The sequence below is a fragment of the Streptomyces sp. NPDC044719 genome, from assembly GCF_056433405.1.
On sequence record NZ_JBWKHE010000004.1, the window covers coordinates 92,844 to 113,761 of the forward strand.

Genomic DNA, 20,918 nt, shown 5'->3' on the forward strand with positions numbered 1-20,918 from the left:
ATTCGCGTGCGTCGTTCGAATGGCCCGGCCACGATGACCGTATGCCGCGACTTCCGCATCCCAGCCCCGAAGAACTGCGCCGTGACCCCCTGCCCCTGCGTGGCCGTACCGCCCTGGTGACCGGTGCCAGTCGGCGCGCCGGCATCGGGCATGCCGTGGCACGTCGGCTCGCCGCCTATGGGGCGAGTGTCTTTCTTCATCACCATGTGCCGCACGATGCCGGCATGCCCTGGGGCGCCGACCGGCCCGAGGACGTCGTGGCGTCCGTGCGTGACGCACTCGGGGACCCCGAGGCACGGGTCGTCGCCGGACCCGGTGACCTGGCCGACCCGGCTGTGCCCGCCGAACTGATCAGCACGGCCGCCGACGCGCTCGGCGGGCGGCTCGACATCCTCGTCGCCAACCACGCGCAGAGCGGATTCGACGGCTCTCTGGGCGAGATCGACGTTGCGATGCTCGACAGGCACTGGGCGGTCGACACCCGCTCGGTCCTGCTGCTCGTCCAGGCGCACGCCCGGCTGCGGCCACCCGGCCCCGGAGGCCGCGTCATGATGTTGACCTCCGGCCAGGACATCGCGGGCGGTATGCCCGGCGAGATCGCCTACGCCCTCCAGAAGGGCGCCCTCGCCTCGATGACCCGCTCCCTGTCGACCACCCTCGTCGAACAGGGAATCACGGTGAACACCGTCAACCCCGGTCCTGTCGACACCGATTACCTGACCGGGGAGGCGTACGAGGCCGTGGCGGCCGGCTTCCCCGCCGGACGGTGGGGCATGCCCGACGATCCGGCCCGCCTCATCGCCTGGCTCGCGACGGACGAGGCGGGCTGGATCACCGGTGAGGTCATCAGCTCCGAAGGCGGATTCCGGCGCTGATCAGAGGGCGGACAGCTCGTCCACCAGGTCGTCCAGGCCCAGGGAACCCTGCGAGAGGGCCGCCATGTGCCAGGCCTTCGGGTCGAAGGCGTCGCCGTGCCGGGCGCGGGCGTTCTCACGGCCCAGCAGCCAGGCCCGCTCGCCGAGCTTGTAGCCGATGGCCTGGCCCGGCATGGACAGATAGCGCGTCAGCTCGCTCTCCACGAAGTCCGCGGGGCGGCTGCTGTGCGAGCCGAAGAACTCCTGCGCCAGCGCGGGCGTCCAGCGCTCCCCGGGGTGGAAGGGGGAGTCGTCCGGGATGGTCAGCTCCAGGTGCATGCCGATGTCGATGATGACGCGCACGGCCCGCATCATCTGCGCGTCCAGATAGCCCAGCCGGCGCTCCGGGTCCGTCAGGAAGCCCAGCTCGTCCATCAGCCGCTCCGCGTACAGCGCCCAGCCCTCGGCATTGGCGCTCACCATGCCGACACCGGCCTGGTAGCGGGAGAGGTCCTGCGCCACGTGCTTCCACTGGGCCAGCTGGAGGTGGTGGCCGGGGACGCCCTCGTGGTACCAGGTCGAGACCAGGTCGTAGACCGGGAAACGCGTCTTGCCCATGGTCGGCAGCCAGGTGCAGCCCGGTCGCGAGAAGTCGTCCGACGGCTCCGTGTAGTAGGGGGCCGCGGCGCTGCCCGGAGGGGCGATGCGTGACTCCACCCGGCGCACCCGCTCGGCCAGGTCGAAGTGGGTGCCGTCGAGCGCGTCGATCGCCTCGTCCATCAGGGACTGGAGCCACTGACGCACCTCGTCGACGCCCTCGATGTGCGTGCCGTGCTCGTCCAGGTGCGCCAGCGCCACCCACGGGGTGGCCGCGCCCGGCAGGATCTTCTCGGCCTCGGTCTTCATCTCGCCGAGGAGGCGGTGGTACTCGGACCAGCCGTAGGCGTACGCCTCGTCCAGGTCGAGGTCCGTGCCGTTGAAGTAGCGCACCCAGCGCGCGTACCGCTCCCGGCCCACCACGTCCGGCGCGCCCTCGATCGCCGGTGCGTACACGTCCCGCATCCAGTCGCGCAGCCGCAGGACGGCCTCGGTGGCCGAGCGGGCGGCGGTGTCCAGCTCGGACCGCAGCGACTCCGGGCCCGCGGCCGCGAACTGCTCGAACCAGCCCTGCCCCGTGCCGTCCGCGTCGGCCCACTCACCGAGCTGCTCCACGAACGTGGCCGTGGCGCGGGGCCCGCCGTGCAGCTTCCGCTCCAGGCCGAGCGCCAGGGACTCTTGGTACCCCTCCAGCGCGGCCGGGACCGCGCGCAGCCGCTCCGCGATCGCCGTCCAGTCCTCCTCCGTCTGCGCCGGCGTCACGGTGAACACCTGCCGCACCGCATGGGCGACCGAGCTCAGGTTGCTGACGGAACGCAGGCTCTCCTCGGCCTCGTGCACGGCGAGTTCGGCGCTCAGCCGCTCGCGCAGCAGCCGTCCGCAGCGGCGTTCGATCTCACTCTCCGCGCCGGGCAGCCGTTCGGCCTCGTCCAGCCGGGCCAGCGTCCGGCGCGCCAGCTCCGCGGACGCCTCCTGGCCCGCGGGCGAGGTGTCGGGCAGCCTGCTCGAACTCTCCTTCACGCCGAGGAACGTGCCGGTGATCGGGTCGAGGGCGACGAGCTCGTCGACGTAGGCGTCGGCGACCTCACGGGGCAGCGGGCTCTTGATCTCAGACATGCGGCCATCCTCGTACGACGGCAGGCGCACGTCATCCGGATTGAGCCGAGGGCGAAGGCGGCAGCAGCGGCCCGCACTCCCACTGCTGGAAGATCAGCCGGGTCTCCACACGCGCCACCTCACGCCGCGAGGTGAACTCGTCCAGCACGAGCCGCTGGAGGTCGGTCATGTCGGCGACCGCGACGTGGACGAGGTAGTCGTCCGGCCCGGTCAGATGGAACACGGTCCGCGACTCCGGCAGGGCCCGGATCCGCTCCACGAACGGCCCCACCAGCTCCCTGCGGTGCGGCCTGACCTGCACCGACAGCAGGGCCTCCAGGCCACGCCCCAGCTTGGCCGGATCGAGCTCCAGCCGGTGCCCGAGAATCACTCCCGAGCGGCGCAGCCGGGTCACCCGGTCCAGACAGGTCGACGGCGCCACGCCGACCTGCGCGGCGAGATCCCGGTACGTCGCCCGGGCGTCGTTCTGCAACAAACGCAGAAGGTGGAGATCCACCGGGTCCAGTACGACAGATTCGGCCATCGGCCGAACGTAACACGGCGTTCTTCCGCACAGAACCGGTCAGTGTTCACTCTCCCCTCATGAATATGGGCATGGACATGAACCCGGGTACCGCACCGAGAGCTCTCGCCACCGAGGCCGTGCACGCCGGGCGGGACGACCTCGCCCGGCAGGGGCTGCACGCCCCGCCGATCGACCTGTCCACCACCTACCCGTCGTACGACAGCCGCGGCGAAGCGGCCCGGATCGACGCGTTCGCCGCTACCGGCACCGAGCCGGAAGGCCCGCCCGTCTACGGACGGCTGGGCAATCCGACCGTCGCCCGCTTCGAGACCGCGCTGGCCCGCCTGGAGGGAACCGAGGCGGCGGTCGCGTTCGCCAGCGGCATGGCCGCCCTGAGCGCCGTCCTGCTCGTCCGCGCCTCGATGGGGCTGCGGCACGTAGTGGCCGTACGCCCCCTCTACGGTTGCAGCGACCATCTGCTGACCGCCGGGCTGCTGGGCTCGGAGGTGACCTGGACCGACCCGGCCGGCATCGCCGACGCGCTGCGCCCGGACACCGGGCTGGTCCTGGTGGAGTCCCCGGCCAACCCCACGCTCGCCGAGGTCGACCTGCGGGCCGTCGCCCACGCCTGCGGTTCGGTGCCGCTGCTCGTGGACAACACCTTCGCCACACCGGTCCTCCAGCGCCCGGCCGAGCAGGGCGCGCGGCTGGTGCTGCACAGTGCCACCAAGTACCTCGGCGGTCACGGGGACGTGCTGGCGGGCGTGATCGCCTGCGACGAGGAGTTCGCGGGCAGGCTGCGCCAGGTGCGGTTCGCCACGGGCGGTGTGCTGCACCCGCTGGCCGGCTACCTGCTGCTGCGCGGCCTTTCCACCCTCCCCGTACGGGTCCGGGCCGCCTCCGCCACCGCCGCCGAACTCGCCCGCCGCCTGGCCGCCGACCCGCGAGTGGCGCGTGTCCACTACCCGCGCATCGGCGGCGCGATGGTCTCCTTCGAGGTGCACGGCGACCCGCACGAGGTCATCGCCGGCGTCCGCCTGATCACCCCCGCCGTCAGCCTCGGCAGCGTCGACACCCTCATCCAGCACCCGGCGTCCATCAGCCATCGCATCGTGGACGCGGAAGACCGACAGGACGCCGGGGTGAGCGACAGCTTGCTGAGGATGTCGGTGGGCTTGGAGGACGTCGAGGACCTCTGGAGGGACCTGGACAGGTCCCTCCTAGGGGCGCGGGGAACTGCGCGACAAGCCACAACGGACCCGCACACGCCAACCGCCGAAAGCTCCTACGGCGCTGAGGCATTCCCCAATTCACCCGCACTCGACGCAACGGGCTCACCCAGCCGCGCCGTGATGACCAGCGTCCCTTCCTCGACCTGATAGTCGAGAGGAAGCCCCATCCCCCGCATCGCCGCGACCATGCCGGTGTTCGACGCCTGCGTCACGGCATACACACTCCCGCACCCGGCATCCACCGCCATCGCCACCAGCCTGCGCAGCAACTCGGCACCCACACCCCGCCGCTGCCAGGCATCCTCGACGAGCAGCGCGACCTCCGTCTCGTCCCCGTCCCACAGCAGATGCCCGAGCCCGACGACGCGCCCCGACGCGGTCTGCACGGCGAGCGTACGGCCGAAGCGCGGGCTGAGCAGATGGTTCAGATACCGGTCGGCATCCCCGACCGGGCCGTGGTAGCGAAGCCTCAGCGTGCGGTCCGAGCACCGCTCGTGCATCTCCCGGGCCGACTCCAGATCGCGGGTGTCGGCCCGGCGCACGGTGATGTCGGCGCCCTCGGCGAGGGTGAGGGTGTCCCGGCCGTGCGGGACGCGCGGGCCCAGCCGGGCGTCCAGTTCCACCAGGGCCCTGGCCCGGGCGAACTCGGTCGGGGTGAACGGCAGGTACGGCCGCTCCACGGTGATCACTCCGCCTTCCGGGGCGCGCAGGCGCAGCACGGTGCCGTCGAGGGCCCCCTCCACCGGTACGCCGCCGGGCGCCCGGTCGCCGCCGGCCGGTGCCGGCTGGGAACGGATCGTGCAGCGGCCCAGCAACTGGCGCAGGGCCAGCGGCAGTTCCGCGGCGTCCAGGGCGGTGCGGGCGGCGAGCCCCAGGACCCGGGTCGGCGCGTCCACCAGGTCGTGGGCATCGGCCCGTTCGATCCAGGTGTCGGTGCCGCCGGCCGTCCGGACGGCCGTGGCGATCCCGGACCCCGGCAGCTCGCCAGGGGCCCGCAGCAGGAACTCGTCCACCGTGCCGTCGGCGAGGGGGTGGGTCTGCAGGCTCAGGATGTCGACGCGCTGCCCGGCGAGGGCCGTGCACAGCGCCGCCAGCGACCCCGGCTCGTCCCGCACCGTGGTCCGCATCCGCCACAGCGTGCTCGCCCCCGGCACCGGCTCCGGTGCCGGGGACTCGGTATGGTCCGTCGGCGGCGCGTTCTCGTGACGTCGTGTCCGCCAGGCCCGGAACGCCGTGGTGAACCGCCGCATCGGGGTGGCGGGGCGGCAGTTGTTGTTCGAGTGCGTCGCTTCAGTCACTTTTCGCGTCATGCACCCACTGTGACGGAACGGTGTTGCGTGATCGCGAACTCTTTGTGTCTGGCGGGTAAAGGGGGCAGTTTGCCCCCTTTATCGACGCTTCAAACATTGCGCTCCGTACTTGCCGGACCCACCGGAATCTACTGGCCGACCCGGCCCGGCTGGAGCACCTGCGTGAACAGCACGGTGCCGTCCTGCTCGCGCAGACGGACCGTCAGCTCGCCGCTTCCGCCGTCGATGTCGACCTCGCCGAAGAACTGGTAGCCGCCGGCGGGCGAGACGTTGGCCGTCGTCGGCGCCTTGATGAACACGCGGTCCGGACCGAAGGTGCCGTCGAGCGTGTTCGCAGGGAAAGCACCGGCGTTGAGCGGGCCAGACACGAACTCCCAGAAGGGCTCGAAGTCGGTGAAGGCGGCCTTCGAGGGCTGGTAGTGCTGCGCCGAGGTGTAGTGCACATCGGCCGTCAGCCACACCGTGCCCGTGATCCGCCGGTGCTTGATGAACCGCAGCAGCTCGGCGATCTGCAGTTCGCGGCCGAGCGGCTTGCCGGGGTCGCCCTGCGCGACCGCCTCGATGTTCGGCTTGCCGTCACCGGTGTCCGGGACGACCAGGCCGATCGGCATGTCCGAGGCGATCACCTTCCACACCGCGCGGGAGCGGGACAGCTCGCGCTTGAGCCACTCCAGCTGCTCGCGGCCGAGGATGCCCTGCGCGTCGGTGGGCTGGTCGTCCGTCGAGTTGGCGTTGCGGTAGGTGCGCATGTCCAGGACGAAGACGTCCAGCAGCGGGCCGTGGTGCTGCACGCGGTACACCCGGCCACCGGGACGGCGCAGCGTCGAGATCGGGAAGTACTCCGAGAACGCCTGGCGGGCACGGGAGGCGAGCACGTCCACGTTCTTCTCGGTGTAGCGCGCGTCGCCGAGGATCTCGCCCGGGTACCAGTTGTTGGTGACCTCGTGGTCGTCCCACTGGATGATGGACGGGACCCGGGCGTTGAAGGCGCGCAGGTTCTCGTCCAGGAGGTTGTAACGGAAGTTGCCGCGGAACTCGGCCAGGGTCTCGGCGACCTTCGCCTTCTCCTCGGTGGTGATGTTCCGCCAGGTCCGCCCGTCGGGCAGGGCCACGGTCTCGGTAAGAGGGCCGTCGGCGTAGATGTTGTCGCCGCTGCAGAGGAAGAAGTCCGGGTCCAGGGCGCCCATCGCCTCGTAGATCCGGTAGCCGCCGAGGTCCGGGTTGATGCCCCAGCCCTGCCCGGCCAGGTCACCGGACCAGACGAACCGCACCCCGTCGCGGCGCTTGGCGGACGCGGTGCGGAAGGAACCGGTGACCGGCTCGCCGGTGCGGCGCGGGTCGTCCGGGTCGGCGAGCAGCACCCGGTAGTGGATCTGCTCGCCGGACGGCAGCCCGCGCAGCGGGGTCGTGCCGGTGAAGTCGGTGCCCGGGCCCAGCAGCGGGCCGTGCCATCTGCGCGGGTTGCGGAACGACTCGGTCGCCGACGTCTCGACGATCATCCGGGCGGGCCGGTCGGACCGCACCCACACCAGCCCGGAGTCGCAGGTCACGTCTCCCGCCTGCACACCCCACCCCGCCTTCGGACGCCCGGACCGGGCGAAGGCCGGCGCCGCTCCGAGAGCGGTGGGCAGGGACAGGGCCGCCGACGCGGCGAGGGAGCCCCGCAGGACGCTACGGCGCCCGGGGAACGGACGGTGTGACATGGATACGCCTCCAGGGACGGGATCCGGCCAGTGTGCAGAGCCACAACTACTGGCACGCCGCAGCGCACACACGAACCCCAAGTGAACAACTGACCGCAGGGGCGGGGGAACCGGCACGCAGGGGCGATCCCGGCGGAGTCACCCGGTGGCCGCCCGCGCCATCAGGCGTACGCCCTCGGCGATCCGGGCGGGCGGCACATGGGCGTACCCCAGGACGAGCCGCACCTTCTTCGTCTCGGCGCTCTCGGCCCGCGGGTGGGAGCAGGACGACAGCGGGCGTACCGCCACCCCGGCCTCCGCCACGCGCGCGAGGAACCGATCCTCGGGGCCGTACCGCTCCGGCAGCGTGGCGATCACATGCAGGCCCGCCGCGATCCCGGACACCTCCGAACCGGGGAAGTGCTCGTCCAGGGCGGCGACCAGCGCGTCACGCCGCTCGCGGTAGGCGCGCTGGCAGCGGCGCAGCTGGCGGTCGTAGTCGCCGCGTTCCAGGAAACGGGCGAACAGGGCCTGGTCGAGGGCCGGGTGGCCGAGGTCCATGGTGCGCTTGCGTTCGACGATCTCCTCCGTCCAGGACTCGGGCACCAGCAGCCAGCCCAGCCGCAGCCCGGGGGCGAGGGACTTGCTGACGGAACCCGTGTAGGCGACACGGTCCGGGTCGAGGCCCTGGAGCGCGCCGACGGGGGCGCGGTCGTAGCGGAAGTCGCCGTCGTAGTCGTCCTCCAGGACGATGCCGTCCACCTCACGTGCCCAGTCCAGCAGCCCGGCCCGGCGGTCGGCCGAGTAGGCGATGCCGGTGGGGAACTGATGGGCCGGAGTCGTCACCACGGCCCGCACGCCCGACGCCCGCAGCGACTCCAGGGCGATCCCCTCGCCGTCCACGGGCACCGGCACGACCGTGACCCCGGCCGAGGCGTACAGCGCGTCGTGCTGGGGACTGCCGGGGTCCTCCACACCGACGGTACGCACCCCGCGCGCGTGCAGCGCGAAACCGAGCAGGGCCGTCGCCTGGGCGACCCCGGAGACCACCACGATCCGCTCCGGGTCGGCCACCACGCCCCGCCGCCGGGCGAGCAGTCCGGCCAGCGCGGTACGCAGCCGGGGCAGCCCGCGCGGGTCGGGGTAGCCCAGGTCCTGGTGCGGCAGTTCCGCCAGTACGTCGCGGTGCGCGGCGGCCCACGCCGAGCGCGGGAACAGCGACAGGTCCGGCGTGCCGGGCACGAAGTCCGCGCGGGAGCCGGGGGAGCGCGGGGCGAGGTCCCGCGCCCGGGGCCGGGCGGCCCGTGTGGCCGCGCCCACCCAGGTACCGGCTCCCCGGCCGCTGCGCAGATAGCCCTCGGCCGTCAGCTGCTCGTACGCCTCCGTGACCAGGCCCCGCGACACCCCCAGGTCCGCCGCGAGATCCCGGCTCGACGGCAACCGCGTGCCCGGCGCAAGCCGGCCCGAGCGAACCGCCTCGCGCAGCGCCGCCTGGAGGGACCGGCCACGCGTGCGTGCCGGTGCCGCGGCGGCGGGGAGCAGCAGCTCCCAGGCGGCGGACGCGGCACCGGTGCCCGGGGCGCTCTGGGGTGGCTTCATGAAGGGAGACCTTAGAGGCTTGTCGCCCCGCGCGAGCCTCGGTACGGGTCAGCGGCTGCCGTCGAGGACGACCCTCGCGACCAGTGCCGGGTCGTCGTTCATCGGGACGTGGCCGCAGCCCGGCAGCCGTACCAGCCGGGCCCCGGGGATGACGCCCTTGGCCCGCACGCCCTGGCGGGGGACGAGTAGCCGGTCCCGGCTGCCCCAGGCCACGGTGACCGGGGTGCCCACGATGTCGTCGGTGAACTGCACGGTCCGGCCGGAGCGGAGGGTCTCGGAGAAGCCCTGGGCGCCGGCCAGTGCCAGCGTCTCGGCGATCACGGCTTCGGGCGAACGACGGCCCGGGCGGGCGTAGATGGTGCTCGTCAGCAGCGTCCGGCCGATCGCCGGGCGCGCCAGCCGTTCGACGACGGAGCGGGGCATCCGCTGGGCGATCTGCCGCATCGTCATCAGCACGGCGAAGGCGTAGCGGCGCTCGGCCTCGTTCCAGAACCCGGCGGGGGACAGCGCGGTGACGGAGCGGACGAGCCGCGCCCGGGCCAGGTCCAGGGCCAGCAGGCCGCCCAGCGAGTTGCCCGCCACATGCGGCTTTTCGATCTCCAGCGCCTCGCACAGGGCCACCAGGACGGTGTTCATCGTCGGCAGGTCGTGCGCCATGCCGTCCGGCAGCGCCGGCGACTCGCCGCACCCGGGCAGGTCCACCGCGATCACATCGCGCTCGGCCGCCAGCGCCGGGATCACCGGGTCCCACACCTGCCGGTGGTGGCCGATGCCATGCAGCAGGAGCAACGGGGCGCCGCTGCCCCGGCGCGTGTAGGACAGGGTGACGTTCTGCTCGCCGTGCGCGGAGGCGACTTTGAAGGAGACGGTGGCGGACATGGGGTGCTCCTCGGCTGTACTCGCTGACGGACGCTGTAGACAGCTTGTCAGCAATTGCTACCGACGGGTAGCCCCGAGGTGTCGTCACCTTCACGGCCTCGGGCCGCTCAACGGGCCCGGCGCAGCTCCAGGTTGAAGTCCGCGTGCCCGAACTTCTGCATCAGGCCGACCCACAGCGGCAGCCACATCTCCACGGCGCGCGCCGCCCGGATGCCACCGAGGTCGAGCACCCGCTCCCGCGGCCAGCCGAACTCCCCGAGCAGGGCCGTCACCTGTTCCTTGGCGCGCGCGTCGTCCCCGCAGACGAACACGTTGTGCTCGCCCGGCACCCGCCCGGGGTCCACCATCACCCGGCAGTTGACGGTGTTGAGCGTCTTCACCACGCGCGCGTTCGGGAAAGCCCGCTGGATCTGCTCGCCCACGCTGTCCGACTCGACGGGGGACAGCCGTAGCTCGCCCTCCTCGAACCCCAGCGGGTTGGAGACGTCCACGAGGATCTTCCCGTCGAGGTCCTCCGGCCTCACCGCGTCCAGCGCCGCGAGCGCGACCCGCCCGCCGACCGCGTTCACCACGACCTCGCCGAACGCCGCCGCCTCCGCGAACGTTCCCGCGTCCGCACCGGCGCCCGCGGCGGAGGCCCACTCCACGGCGGCCGGGTTGTCCCTCGTCCGGGAGCCGAGCCGCACCTCGTGCCCCAGCTCCACCAGCCGGGCGCCGAGGGTGCGCCCGACGTCTCCCGTGCCCAGAACCGCGTACCGCATCGCCACCTCCGGGAACCCTGCCGGCGATCACCGGCGTCCTGTCGCCCATTCTGTCCGGGAAGGGGTGATTCCGCCTGGACAGGGCCGCACCGGTGGGCTGGGATGGAGCCGTGACCACCGAGACCGCGACCGACGTCTTCGAAGCGCACCGCCCCGTCCTGCTGGGCGTCGCCTACCGCATGCTGGGCCGCGTGGCCGACGCGGAGGACGTGGTCCAGGAGGCCTGGCTGCGCTGGGCGGGCAGCGACCGCGGAGACGTGCGCGAACCGCGCGGCTACCTCGTACGGATCACGACCCGCCTCGCCATCGACCGGCTGCGCCAGATCAAGTCCCGCGGGGAGACCTACGTGGGCCCATGGCTGCCCGAGCCGTATGTCACCGACTTCGGCGACACCGTGCCGGACACCGCCGAGCGGGCCGTGCTCGCCGACTCCGTCTCCCTCGCCGTCCTCGTCGTGCTGGAGTCGCTGTCACCGCTGGAGCGCGCCGTGTTCGTGCTGCGCGAGGCCTTCGGCTTTCCGTACGCCGACATCGCCGCCATGCTCGACCGCGGGGAACCGGCGGTGCGCCAGCTGGCCGGACGGGCCCGCAAGCACGTCGAGGAGCGGCGGCCCCGCTACGAGGTCGACCCCGCCCAGCGCCGTGACCTCACCGAACGGTTCCTCGCCGCGGCGGCCGACGGCGACCTCGAAGGACTGATGGCGCTGCTCGCCCCGGACGTCCGTCTCGTCGGCGACAGCGGCGGCAAGGCGCGGGCGCCGCTGCGGGTCCTTGAGACGGCGGACAAGGTGGGCCGCTTCCTCGTCGGCGCCGCGCGGAAGGGAGACGTCCCGGACTTCTCCGTGCGTCTCCTGGAGCTCAACGGCGGTCCGGCCGTGCTGGTCCTGTCCGGTGACAAGCCCGACTCCGTCTTCCAGCTCGATGTCGCCGAGGGACAGGTCCAAGCGGTCTACATCGTCCGGAACCCCGACAAGCTCCGGTCGCTGACCGCCGGGTAGGCGGTGCCCCAGCGGCCCCGGGGACCTCGCACGAGACGCCCCGTGAACGTTCCCGGCCATTGGTCTTGACCAAGGATCAGGGCCGCCCTATGGTCGCAGAGAAGTGAAACAACCTTTAAAAAACAAGGGCGCTAAAACGCCGCCGACCACGGCGATCGCGGAGGACAGGGTGGGGACCACGCAGCTGGAATCGGTGCCGGAACCGAAGTACTGGCAGCTCAAGACCGTGCTCAGTGAAGCGCTCGACTCGGAGTTCTCGGTGGGGGAGATCCTGCCCAACGAGCGCGACCTCGCGGCCCGGTTCGGCGTCGCCCGCGCCACCCTCCGCCAGGCCCTGGAACAGCTCGAACTGGAAGGCAGGCTGCAGCGCCGCCGCGGTGTCGGCACGACCGTCGCCCCGCCGCGCATGGGCGTCTCCCTCGGTACCGGCCCGCACACCTGGCCCGGCGGGTCCGAGGACGCCTGGCAACCCGTCGACTGCCTGGCGGCGGTACCGCCCGCGGCGGTCGCCGAGGCGCTGGAGACCGGCCGTGACGAGGCCGTCCATGTCGTGCGCCGCTCCCGTGTGTCGAACGGCCGGCCGGTGGCAGCGGAACTGCTTTACATCCCCGAGTTCTCGGTGCCCGAGCTCTCCGGCATAGACGCGCCGTCCGGAGCGGCCCGTGCGCGAGCGGTGCTGCGCGAGTTGCAGCGGCTGGAGCTGGGGCGGCAGGAGAACGCGGTGGAGCTCGGCTCTGCCGGGGCCGATGATGCCAAGGAGCTGGATCGGCTGCCTGGGGCTCCTGTTCTGGTGGTGACGACGCGGTTCGTCGCCGGGGGGCGTACGGCTGCGCTGTCGGTCGCTACGTATCGCGCTGACACGTGCCGGTTGACCTTCGGTGACTCGGGTGGGGTGGAGATTCATGACGGGCCGGAGCGGCAGGCGTCCTGACCGTCGCGCCGTGGGGGTGTCGTGAGTGGGGGACTGCGGGTGCGTTGTGGCTTGTCGCGCAGTTCCCCGCGCCCCTGAAGGGACGCTGCCTGAAGGGACGCTACCTGAAGGGGCGTTGTTCCACCGCGAAGAGTTGTTCCTCCACGTGGTCCAGGGCCAGGCGTAGGGCGCCTGTCGCCACTGCCGCGTCTCCGAGGCGGGAGAGGGTGACCTCAGGGGGGCGCAGGCAGTAGCGGGAGAGTTCTTGGCGGAGGGGGCCCAGGACACCGTCCAGGCCCGCTGCCCAGCCGCCGATGACGACCAGTTCCGGGTCCAGGGCCAGGACGAGGGCCGCCACGTCGTGGACCAGGCGCTGGAGGAAGCGGTCCACTGCCGCGCGGGCCCGCTGGTCGCCCTCGCGGGCCTGTGCGAACACCTCGGCGACCGCCTGCTCGTCGAGGGGGTGCAGGGGTTCGTCGGTGGTGGAGAGCAGGGTCTCCGGCGTGACCTCCCGGCCCAGCAGATGCAGCGCGCCGATCTCGCCGGCCGCCCCGCCGTAGCCCCGGTGCAGCCGCCCCCCGATCAGCGCACCGGCACCCGGGCTGAGCCCCGCCAGCACGAACACCACGTCGTCCGACTCGGTGGCCGCGCCCTTCCAGTGCTCGGCGACGGCAGCCGCGTTGGCGTCGTTCTCGACCAGGACCGGGCACTTGAAGGACCGGCTCAGCCGCTCGCCCAGCCGCAGCCCCGTCCACCCCGGCAGCGCGGTGCCCAGCCGCACGGTGCCGTCCGCCTCGACGATCCCGGGAGTCGCCACGCCGACGGCCCGCAGTGAGCCCCGTGCGACACCGGCTCGCCGCAGCAGCTCGGCGACCGCCCCGCGCAGCCGCTCCAGCCGCTCGTCGGCCCCCGCTGTCTCGGACACGTCCTTGGCCTGGGCGCCGATCACCCGCCCGTCCAGGTCGGACAGCATGGCCGCCACCCGGTGTGCCCCGATCTCCAGCCCCAGCAGATGCCCGGCCTCCGCCCGGAACCGGAACCGCCGCGCCGGGCGCCCCTGCCGCCGTGCGGCACCCTCCTCGGCTGCCTTCTCGACCACGAGCCCGGCCTCGATGAGCCCTTCGACGACGCCCTCGACGGTCGGCCGGGACAGCCCCGTCACCCGGGTGATCTCGGTCAGCGTCGCGCAGTCCGTGGCACGCAGCGCGTGCAGCACCACCGCGGAATTGATCCTTCGCAGCAGCGAGGGATCCCCGCCGGTCAGCCGCCCCACCGTCCGTCCTCCCAGGTCGCGCGCGTGTTGGCCGGATCGTACTCGGCGCGCAGCGCCCCGGCGAGGGCCCGGCACCGGCCTCCGCTGATCAGCCCGGTGCCACGAAGCCCGACTCGTACGCGGCGATCACCGCCTGGGTCCGGTCCCGCGCCCCCAACTTCGCCAGCACCGCGCTCACATGCGACTTCACGGTCTCCGTCCCGACGACCAGCCGGGCGGCGATCTCCGCGTTCGACAGCCCCCGCGCCATCAGCCGCAGCACCTCGGCCTCGCGCTCGGTCAGCTGGGCCCGCTCCAGCACGGCTCGCGCCGCGCGGTTCCCGCCGTCGTCGCCGTACTCGGCGGCGAGCTGCCGCACCGAGGCCGGGAACAGCAGCGACTCGCCCTCGGCGATCAACCGCACCGCGTGCACGATCTCGGCCGGCCGGGCCCGCTTGAGCAGAAACCCGTCGGCCCCGGCCCGCAGTGCCTCGTACACGTACTCGTCGTTCTCGAAGGTCGTCACCACCAGGATCCGCGGTGGTTCGTCGACCGTCCGCAGCAGCGCCCGGGTGGCCTCGATGCCGTCCAGCAGCGGCATCCGTACGTCCATGGCGACCACGTCGGGCCGCAGCCGCCGCACGAGCGGGATCACCGACGCCCCGTCCGCCGCCTCCCCGACGACCTCGATGTCGGGCTGTGCCTCCAGCACGGCCCGCAGGCCCGCGCGTACGAGGGGTTCGTCGTCGACGAGGAGAACGGTGACCGGCATCCGGACAGCGTAGATCAACTCAACGGCAGTTCGACATGAACCTGCCAGTCGCCTTCGTCAGGGCCGGTTCTGGCCCGTCCGCCGAGCAACGCCGCTCGCTCGCCTATGCCGCGAAGGCCGCTGCCGCGTCCGGGGCCAGGGCCGGGTATCGGCTCGGGCAGCGGGTTGCGTATCGCGAGGACGAGGGTGGCGTCGGTGACGTGCACGCGTACGTGTGCCGGGACCGCGCCCGCGTGTCGCAGCACATTGGTCAGCGCCTCCTGGAGGATCCGGTAGCCCTCCCGCGACACCGGCCCGGGCACGGCGTCCACGGGCCCGGTCACCTCGGCGTCGACCTTCGCCCCGGAAGCGCGCGCCGAATCCAGCAACCGGTCGGCGTCCGCCAGCGTCGGTCTGCTGCTCACGGGCTTCTGAGACTCGCGCAGGACGCCCAGCACACGCTCCAGGTCCTCCAGGGCGGCGCGGCCGGTCTCCTCGATGGCGCTCAGCGCCCGGTCCGTGAACTCCGGGTCGCCGGCCGCCCGCGCCGCCCCCGCCTGCACCACGGCGACCGTGAGCGCGTGCCCGATGGAGTCGTGCAACTCGCGGGCGATACGCGTGCGTTCCAGCAACTGTTCGGTGCGTTCCTCCAGCGCCGCCATCCGCTCGGCGGATGACGGGCCGAGGAGTCGCTTGGCCAGCGCGGTGACGAAGTGGCCCGACCACACCACGACTACGGCGGCCAGAGCCAACGGCACGAGTGCCAGCGGGGCGTGCCACCAGCGGTTCTCCTCGACGGTCACGAAGCCGTCGGCAAGGGGCCCAAGGCCGAGACCCGTCGTCAGCAGGTCGACCGCGAGCAGGGGCAACTGGACGGAGAGGTGGGCCACGACCCAGCCGAAGGCCAGCCGCGCCTCCAGCCACACCACCGTCCGCCCGCGATCGGCCCATGTGACCGACGGCGTGGTCACGATCTCGCCGCTGTCACCGCCGTCCTGCCGCTGGCCGGTCAGCAGCAGCCTGGCCTGGAATCCCTCCACGACCCGCGTGACGGGCACGAGGCCCGCGAGTCCCAGCAGCACGGCGGCCGTGACCTGGGTCCACCACGCCTCCTCGACGAACAGCCACAACGACGGCCACACGATGGCCACCATGATGTGCAGCCACCGCTTGTACGTCACCGCCCGCGTGAACGGGCGCAGCATGCGGGCCATTGCGTCATCGTGCCAGCCGCCACTGACAACGGACCTCCCCCGCACGGGGGAGGTGATCTCCACCGCCGGGGGAGGCCCGCACCCCGCACGACCGGCCAGGCTGCTGCCATGACCAGCATCGACGTCCAGTCCCTCACCAAGGAGTTCGGCACCAGGCGCGCTGTCGACGACCTCACGTTCCGCGTGCTGCCCGGCCGCGTCACCGGCTTCCTCGGCCCCAACGGCGCCGGAAAGTCCACCACCATGCGGCTGGTGCTCGGCCTCGACCGGCCGACCGCCGGTACCGCCACCATCGGCGGCCGCGCCTACGCGGCCCTGCGCGAACCCCTGCGCCACGTCGGCGCCCTGCTCGACGCGCAGGCCGCCCACGGCTCCCGTACCGCTCGCGACCACCTCCGGGTCCTGGCGGTGAGCAACCGCATCCCGGACCGCCGGGTGGACGAGGTACTGGAGGAGACGGGCCTGGCCTCGGTTGCCCGGCGCCGCGTGCGGACGTACTCCCTGGGCATGCGCCAGCGACTCGGCATCGGCGCCGCCCTGCTGGGCGACCCCGAGGTGGTCATGCTGGACGAGCCGTCCAACGGCCTCGATCCCGAAGGCATCGTGTGGATCAGGGAGTTGCTGCGACGGCTCGCGGGGGAGGGGCGGACGGTCCTGGTCTCCAGCCACCTGATGAACGAGACCGCGTCCTTCGCGGACCACCTCGTCGTCCTCGGGCGGGGCCGGCTGCTGGCCGACACCGCGATGCGCGACTTCATCCACGCACGCGTGCGGCCGCGCGTACGCATCCGCACGAGCGACCCCACCGCGCTGAAGAGCGTCCTGGCCCGGCACGGCCACGAGGCCGAGGAGCACGTGGACGGTCACTGGACCGTGCACCACGCACGCGTGGACGACATCGGCCGCATCGCCTCGGCAGGGGGTGTACCGGTCCTGGAACTCGCCGCCGAGGAGGGCACCTTGGAGCAGGCCTACTTCGACCTCACCTCCGCCGAGACCGAGTTCACCGCACAGCCCCAGGAGGCCTGAACCATGGAACTCACGCCCGTACTCCGCTCCGAGTGGCTGAAGATCCGTACGCTCCGCTCACTGCCGGGAGCCCTGCTGGCCCTGTTCGCAGCGACCACGGCGTTCTCCGCGATCGCCGGTGTCTCCGAGACGTCGGACCCGGGGTTCGACCCGCTGTTCACGGCCCTGTCCGGTGTTCTGCCCGGCCAGATCGCGGTCATCGCCTTCGGTGCCATGGCCGTGTCGTCGGAGTTCCACCCGGGGGCGCTGCGGCTCTCGCTGGCCGCGGTACCCAGGCGCGGCCGGTGGTTCGCGGCCAAGGCGGCCGTCATCGCCGTACCGGCCCTCCTGGTGGGACTGGTGACCGCCGTCGCCGCCCTCATGGTCGCGCGGGCGGGGCTCGGCCCGGCCGCGGACGGGCTCAGCACCGGCGAGCAGGTGCGGGGTGTCGTGGGCTGCGGCGTCTACCTCATGCTGATGGCCCTGTTCGCCGCCGGGCTGGCCGCCCTGCTGCGCAGCGGTGTGGCCACCCTGTCGCTGCTGATCCCGTTCATCCTCGTCGTAGGGTTCGTGATCGGCGACGCCACGGGCAGCGTCGCCGACTTCCTGCCCGACAAGGCGGGGCAGCTGGTCCTCAAGGAGACCTACGACGGCACCCTCGGGCCGTGGTCCGGGCTCGCGGTGACCGCGCTCTGGACGGCCGCCGCACTGGTGGCGGGAGCATGGAGCGTGCGGCGCCGGGACGCCTGACCGACAACGGGCTTGATGCCCCGCCAAGTGTCAGTGGTGGCGGGTTTACTGGACTCATGCACATCGCGCAGCACATCGCCCTCATCGACGAGCTGTGCTACCGCCCCTTTCCGGCGGAGCACGGCCCGTCGGATGTCGGCTCCTCGGGCCCCGGCTACCACGTGGCGGTGTTAGAGAGCGAGCCCGACGGCGACCCCGCGATCCGGGCGGTGACGATCGACCAGTTCGAGAAGGACCGCGACGCCGTCTGTGAACTCCTCGCCTCACGTTGGGGGGACGCACCCCCCTACAACCTGCGGACCGTCCTGCTGCGCACCGGAGAGGAGGAGCTCCCCCGGCCGTGGACCGAGTTGAGCGAGCGCGCGAGCGTCGCGTACCTGTGGGAGGTGGAGGGCTCCGGCCGCTGGGTCGCCGTGGCGGTCGCGGACCGGGACGGGGCGGACGTGGTTCAGCTGCTGGCCCTGATCACAGAGGCGGATCCGCCGTAGCGGATCAGCCCCCGGCGGCTTCCCGCAGCCGTCCGAACTCCTCCGCCATCGTCTCGGCCGTCCAGTGCGCGTTCAGCCCGCTCGGGTTGGGCAGCACCCACACGCGTGTGTCCCCGAGCGTCCGCGACTGAGGCCCGACCTGAGCCTTCCGGTCGTCGAAAGCGGCGCGGTACGCGGTCACACCCACCACCGCCAGCCAGCCCGGCCGCAGCCGCTCCGCCTTCAGCGCGAGCAACCGCCCGCCCTCCCGGTACTCCTCGGCGCTCAGCTCGTCGGCCCGGGCGGTCGGCCGCGCCACGACATTGGTGATGCCGAGCCCGTACGACAGCAACTCCCGCTGTTCGGACGGCTTAAGGAGCCGGGGTGTGAAGCCGGACCTGTGCAGTACCGGCCAGAAGCGGTTGCCGGGGCGGGCGAAGTGATGGCCCGTCGCGGCCGTCATCAGCCCGGGGTTGATCCCGCAGAACAGCACCCGCAGACCGTCCGCGACCACGTCCGGCACGACTCGGTCGCGGGCGGCCTCCAGCTCCTCGGGCGTGAAGCGCGCCATGCGGTGCGTCAGAGAATCGCGCCGGGCGTGTAGCCCGCGGCCTGGGGGTGCTGCTTCACGATCTCCTCGACCCGGGCGACCACGGTGGCCACCTGGTCGCCCGCGGCACCCGTGAAGGACAGCTTGTCGGCCATCAGCGCGTCCAGCTGGGCGCGGTCGAGCGGAATGCGCGCGTCGGCGGCCAGCTTGTCGAGCAGCTCGTTGCGCTCGGCGCCCTGCTCGCGCATCGCCAGCGCGGAGGCGACGGCGTTCTCCTTGATCGCCTCGTGCGCGAGCTCCCGGCCCACGCCCGCGCGCACGGAACCCATCAGCACCTTGGTGGTGGCGAGGAACGGCAGGTACCGGTCCAGCTCCCGGGCCACGACCGCCGGGAACGCGCCGAACTCGTCGAGCACCGTCAGGAACGTCTCCAGCAGACCGTCCAGCGCGAAGAACGCGTCCGGCAGCGCGACCCGGCGTACCACCGAGCAGGACACGTCGCCCTCGTTCCACTGGTCGCCCGCCAGCTCGCCCGTCATCGAGGCGTAGCCGCGCAGGATCACCATCAGGCCGTTGACGCGCTCGCAGGAGCGGGTGTTCATCTTGTGCGGCATCGCCGAGGAGCCGACCTGGCCCGGCTTGAAGCCCTCGGTGACCAGCTCGTGCCCGGCCATCAGCCGGACCGTCTTCGCCAGCGACGACGGCGCCGCCGCCAGCTGCACCAGCGTCGTCACGACCTCGTAGTCCAGGGAGCGCGGGTAGACCTGGCCGACCGAGGTGAAGGCCTGCGAGAAGCCCAGGTGGGTGGCGATCCGCTGCTCCAGCTCCGCGAGCTTCGCGGCGTCTCCGCCCAGCAGGTCCAGCATGTCCTGCGCGGTGCCGACCGGGCCCTTGATGCCGCGCAGCGGATAGCGGCCCAGCAGCTCCTCGACGCGGCCGTAGGCCACCAGCAGCTCGTCGGTGGCGGTCGCGAAGCGCTTGCCGAGGGTGGTGGCCTGCGCGGCGACGTTGTGCGAGCGGCCGGCCATGACCAGCTCGCCGTACTCGCCGGCCAGCTTGCCCAGCCGCGCCAGGACGGCGACCGCGCGGTCGCGCATCAGCTCCAGCGAGAGCCGGACCTGCAGCTGCTCGACGTTCTCGGTGAGGTCGCGGGAGGTCATGCCCTTGTGCACGTGCTCGTGCCCGGCGAGGTCGTTGAACTCCTCGATCCGCGCCTTCACGTCGTGCCGGGTGACCTTCTCGCGCTCGGCGATGGAGGCCAGGTCGACGGTGTCGAGAACACGCTCGTAGTCGGCGAGCGCCGCGTCCGGCACCTCGATCCCGAGGTCCTTCTGGGCGCGCAGCACAGCGAGCCAGAGCTGCCGCTCCAGCCTCACCTTCTGCTCGGGGGACCAGAGCGTGGCGAGCTCGGCGGAGGCGTACCGTCCGGCGAGGACGTTCGGGATGCGGGGCTTGGCGGGAGCGGAAGTCACGTGGACGGATTCTACTGGCGATTCGTGCAGGCCAGCGCACGGGCCTTTTCGTCGGAACCTACGAGAGCCTGCGAGAACCTACGAGTGGAGCTCGGCGAGCTCGGCCCGCGGGTCCGAGCTCCAGCCGTGGGCCGAAGTCGTGCGGCCGGCCCCTGACGTTGATCACGCGGGTGTTCACGAGGTCCTACAGCTCGTAAGGCAGCAGTTCGGGGCGCTTCGGCGGCAGGCCGTCGCCCGAGGAGCGGCCCGTCAGGCGGCGGCCTATCCAGGGCAGCAGGTACTGCCGGGCGAACCGCACGTCCGCCGCGCGGCGCATGACCCAGCCCGGCGGCAGCGTCGTCGGCATCGGCGTGCGCCACTCGGTGTCCTCGGGCTCGTAGCCGAGCGTCTGCCACACCGCCTCGGCGACCCGGCGGTGGCCCTCGGCCGTCAGATGCAGCCGGTCCACGTCCCACAGCCGGGGGTCGCCGAGCGAGGGGGCGCCGTACAGGTCGACGACGAGCGCGCCGTGCCGGTCGGCGAGCTCGTCGACGCAGGCGAACAGCTCCTCCATGCGCGGCCGGAACCGCTCCAGGACAGGGCCCCGCCGGCCCGGGCTGCGCATCAGCACCAGCTGCTTGCACGACGGGGCCAGCCGCTCGACGGCCTCCTCCAGGAGGGCGCGCACCCGGCCCATGTCGCACTTGGGCCGCAGTGTGTCGTTGAGCCCGCCGACCAGGGTGATCACATCGGGCTGCATGGCCGCCGCCACGTCCACCTGCTCGTCGACGATCTGCTGGATCAGCTTGCCGCGCACCGCGAGGTTGGCGTAGCGGAAGCCGGGTGTGCCGGCCGCCATCCGCGCGGCGAGCAGGTCGGCCCAGCCGCGGTAGGTGCCGTCGGGCAACAGGTCCGACATGCCCTCGGTGAAGGAGTCGCCGACCGCGACGAGGCTGCTGTGGGTGGGGTTCGTGTGCATGGCGACGGAAATAATATCCCGTGCACATACCCAGCAGTCGGTCGGCCGGCGAG

Annotated in this window: 20 protein-coding genes; 7 read left to right on the plus strand and 13 right to left on the minus strand. The window is 72.4% G+C overall.

All coding sequences use genetic code 11. The features are described from left to right. The first annotated feature begins 41 nt into the window (after positions 1–41). Positions 42–875: an SDR family oxidoreductase gene (locus AC07DF_RS16350; protein ID WP_478971168.1), complete on the plus strand. Its 834-nt coding sequence runs from the start codon at positions 42–44 to the stop codon at positions 873–875. Here the strand turns inward: AC07DF_RS16350 and AC07DF_RS16355 are convergent, their stop codons facing one another. Both AC07DF_RS16355 and AC07DF_RS16360 read right to left on the minus strand, forming a co-directional pair. Continuing rightward, positions 876–2,567 carry a DUF885 domain-containing protein gene (locus AC07DF_RS16355; RefSeq protein WP_478971170.1) on the minus strand — a complete coding sequence of 564 codons (1,692 nt, stop codon included), beginning with the start codon at positions 2,565–2,567 and terminating at the stop codon, positions 876–878. A gap of 31 nt (positions 2,568–2,598) precedes the next feature. Beyond that, positions 2,599–3,090 carry an Lrp/AsnC family transcriptional regulator gene (locus tag AC07DF_RS16360; RefSeq protein WP_356923810.1) on the minus strand — a complete coding sequence of 164 codons (492 nt, stop codon included), beginning with the start codon at positions 3,088–3,090 and terminating at the stop codon, positions 2,599–2,601. A 59-nt stretch (positions 3,091–3,149) separates the two neighbouring features. Between AC07DF_RS16360 and AC07DF_RS16365 the strand changes: the two genes are divergently transcribed. After that, positions 3,150–4,451 (plus strand): trans-sulfuration enzyme family protein, encoded by a 1,302-nt coding sequence (locus AC07DF_RS16365; protein ID WP_478971173.1) that lies wholly within the window; start codon positions 3,150–3,152, stop codon positions 4,449–4,451. Here AC07DF_RS16365 and AC07DF_RS16370 read toward each other — a convergent pair. From AC07DF_RS16370 to AC07DF_RS16390, 5 genes are all read right to left on the minus strand, one after another. Next, positions 4,358–5,554 (minus strand): N-acetyltransferase family protein, encoded by a 1,197-nt coding sequence (locus tag AC07DF_RS16370; RefSeq protein WP_478972690.1) that lies wholly within the window; start codon positions 5,552–5,554, stop codon positions 4,358–4,360. The genes AC07DF_RS16365 and AC07DF_RS16370 overlap by 94 nt on opposite strands. Before the next feature lie 188 nt (positions 5,555–5,742). After that, the gene (locus AC07DF_RS16375; RefSeq protein WP_478971175.1) at positions 5,743–7,317 is read right to left on the minus strand and encodes an alkaline phosphatase D family protein; all 1,575 of its coding nucleotides are present in this window, start codon (positions 7,315–7,317) and stop codon (positions 5,743–5,745) included. A 138-nt stretch (positions 7,318–7,455) separates the two neighbouring features. Beyond that, complete coding sequence (gene pdxR / locus AC07DF_RS16380) at positions 7,456–8,895, minus strand: MocR-like pyridoxine biosynthesis transcription factor PdxR (protein WP_478971177.1); 1,440 nt, start codon at positions 8,893–8,895, stop codon at positions 7,456–7,458. Positions 8,896–8,943: 48 nt separating this feature from the next. Further along, positions 8,944–9,774, minus strand: a complete 831-nt coding sequence (locus AC07DF_RS16385; protein ID WP_478971179.1) for an alpha/beta fold hydrolase — start codon at positions 9,772–9,774, stop codon at positions 8,944–8,946. Positions 9,775–9,881: 107 nt separating this feature from the next. After that, positions 9,882–10,535, minus strand: a complete 654-nt coding sequence (locus tag AC07DF_RS16390) for an NADPH-dependent F420 reductase (RefSeq protein ID WP_478971181.1) — start codon at positions 10,533–10,535, stop codon at positions 9,882–9,884. A gap of 110 nt (positions 10,536–10,645) precedes the next feature. On the opposite strand from AC07DF_RS16390, the gene AC07DF_RS16395 reads away from it, so the two are divergent. Beyond that, positions 10,646–11,533 carry an RNA polymerase sigma-70 factor gene (locus AC07DF_RS16395; protein ID WP_478971183.1) on the plus strand — a complete coding sequence of 296 codons (888 nt, stop codon included), beginning with the start codon at positions 10,646–10,648 and terminating at the stop codon, positions 11,531–11,533. Between the two features lie 169 nt (positions 11,534–11,702). Next, positions 11,703–12,464 carry a GntR family transcriptional regulator gene (locus AC07DF_RS16400; RefSeq protein WP_478971185.1) on the plus strand — a complete coding sequence of 254 codons (762 nt, stop codon included), beginning with the start codon at positions 11,703–11,705 and terminating at the stop codon, positions 12,462–12,464. 100 nt (positions 12,465–12,564) lie between these two features. Here the strand turns inward: AC07DF_RS16400 and AC07DF_RS16405 are convergent, their stop codons facing one another. The 3 genes from AC07DF_RS16405 to AC07DF_RS16415 all read right to left on the minus strand — a co-directional run bounded on the left by AC07DF_RS16405 (position 12,565) and on the right by AC07DF_RS16415 (position 15,660). Next, positions 12,565–13,716, minus strand: a complete 1,152-nt coding sequence (locus AC07DF_RS16405; protein ID WP_478971187.1) for an ROK family transcriptional regulator — start codon at positions 13,714–13,716, stop codon at positions 12,565–12,567. An 88-nt stretch (positions 13,717–13,804) separates the two neighbouring features. Then, positions 13,805–14,467 (minus strand): response regulator, encoded by a 663-nt coding sequence (locus AC07DF_RS16410; protein WP_478971189.1) that lies wholly within the window; start codon positions 14,465–14,467, stop codon positions 13,805–13,807. 14 nt (positions 14,468–14,481) lie between these two features. Continuing rightward, positions 14,482–15,660: a sensor histidine kinase gene (locus AC07DF_RS16415; RefSeq protein ID WP_478971191.1), complete on the minus strand. Its 1,179-nt coding sequence runs from the start codon at positions 15,658–15,660 to the stop codon at positions 14,482–14,484. Between the two features lie 108 nt (positions 15,661–15,768). On the opposite strand from AC07DF_RS16415, the gene AC07DF_RS16420 reads away from it, so the two are divergent. Genes AC07DF_RS16420 through AC07DF_RS16430 form a run of 3 tightly spaced genes read left to right on the plus strand, consistent with a single transcriptional unit; the run spans position 15,769 to position 17,906 of the window. After that, positions 15,769–16,689, plus strand: a complete 921-nt coding sequence (locus AC07DF_RS16420; RefSeq protein WP_478971193.1) for an ABC transporter ATP-binding protein — start codon at positions 15,769–15,771, stop codon at positions 16,687–16,689. Positions 16,690–16,692: 3 nt separating this feature from the next. Further along, positions 16,693–17,418, plus strand: a complete 726-nt coding sequence (locus AC07DF_RS16425; RefSeq protein WP_478971195.1) for an ABC transporter permease — start codon at positions 16,693–16,695, stop codon at positions 17,416–17,418. A gap of 56 nt (positions 17,419–17,474) precedes the next feature. Continuing rightward, positions 17,475–17,906, plus strand: coding sequence for a hypothetical protein (locus AC07DF_RS16430; protein ID WP_478971196.1), 432 nt, complete (start codon positions 17,475–17,477; stop codon positions 17,904–17,906). 4 nt (positions 17,907–17,910) lie between these two features. Here the strand turns inward: AC07DF_RS16430 and mug are convergent, their stop codons facing one another. From mug to AC07DF_RS16445, 3 genes are all read right to left on the minus strand, one after another. Beyond that, on the minus strand, positions 17,911–18,456 hold the full coding sequence (gene mug, locus AC07DF_RS16435) for a G/U mismatch-specific DNA glycosylase (protein ID WP_478971198.1): 546 nt from the start codon (positions 18,454–18,456) through the stop codon (positions 17,911–17,913). An 8-nt stretch (positions 18,457–18,464) separates the two neighbouring features. After that, positions 18,465–19,907 carry an adenylosuccinate lyase gene (gene purB / locus AC07DF_RS16440; RefSeq protein ID WP_478971200.1) on the minus strand — a complete coding sequence of 481 codons (1,443 nt, stop codon included), beginning with the start codon at positions 19,905–19,907 and terminating at the stop codon, positions 18,465–18,467. Positions 19,908–20,091: 184 nt separating this feature from the next. Beyond that, positions 20,092–20,865, minus strand: coding sequence for an SGNH/GDSL hydrolase family protein (locus tag AC07DF_RS16445; protein WP_478971202.1), 774 nt, complete (start codon positions 20,863–20,865; stop codon positions 20,092–20,094). Positions 20,866–20,918 lie beyond the last annotated feature (53 nt).

Coding starts and splice junctions, on each gene's coding strand:
- AC07DF_RS16375 (WP_478971175.1), bottom strand. CDS start 7,317: ATGTCACACCGTCCGTTCCCCGGGCGCCGTAGCGTCCTGCGGGGCTCC.
- AC07DF_RS16410 (WP_478971189.1), bottom strand. CDS start 14,467: ATGCCGGTCACCGTTCTCCTCGTCGACGACGAACCCCTCGTACGCGCG.
- mug (WP_478971198.1), bottom strand. CDS start 18,456: ATGGCGCGCTTCACGCCCGAGGAGCTGGAGGCCGCCCGCGACCGAGTC.
- AC07DF_RS16365 (WP_478971173.1), top strand. CDS start 3,150: ATGAATATGGGCATGGACATGAACCCGGGTACCGCACCGAGAGCTCTC.
- AC07DF_RS16445 (WP_478971202.1), bottom strand. CDS start 20,865: ATGCACACGAACCCCACCCACAGCAGCCTCGTCGCGGTCGGCGACTCC.
- AC07DF_RS16425 (WP_478971195.1), top strand. CDS start 16,693: ATGGAACTCACGCCCGTACTCCGCTCCGAGTGGCTGAAGATCCGTACG.
- AC07DF_RS16430 (WP_478971196.1), top strand. CDS start 17,475: ATGCACATCGCGCAGCACATCGCCCTCATCGACGAGCTGTGCTACCGC.
- AC07DF_RS16355 (WP_478971170.1), bottom strand. CDS start 2,567: ATGTCTGAGATCAAGAGCCCGCTGCCCCGTGAGGTCGCCGACGCCTAC.
- AC07DF_RS16370 (WP_478972690.1), bottom strand. CDS start 5,554: ATGCGGCGGTTCACCACGGCGTTCCGGGCCTGGCGGACACGACGTCAC.
- pdxR (WP_478971177.1), bottom strand. CDS start 8,895: ATGAAGCCACCCCAGAGCGCCCCGGGCACCGGTGCCGCGTCCGCCGCC.
- AC07DF_RS16385 (WP_478971179.1), bottom strand. CDS start 9,774: ATGTCCGCCACCGTCTCCTTCAAAGTCGCCTCCGCGCACGGCGAGCAG.
- AC07DF_RS16350 (WP_478971168.1), top strand. CDS start 42: ATGCCGCGACTTCCGCATCCCAGCCCCGAAGAACTGCGCCGTGACCCC.
- AC07DF_RS16360 (WP_356923810.1), bottom strand. CDS start 3,090: ATGGCCGAATCTGTCGTACTGGACCCGGTGGATCTCCACCTTCTGCGT.
- AC07DF_RS16415 (WP_478971191.1), bottom strand. CDS start 15,660: ATGGCCCGCATGCTGCGCCCGTTCACGCGGGCGGTGACGTACAAGCGG.
- AC07DF_RS16390 (WP_478971181.1), bottom strand. CDS start 10,535: ATGCGGTACGCGGTTCTGGGCACGGGAGACGTCGGGCGCACCCTCGGC.
- AC07DF_RS16420 (WP_478971193.1), top strand. CDS start 15,769: ATGACCAGCATCGACGTCCAGTCCCTCACCAAGGAGTTCGGCACCAGG.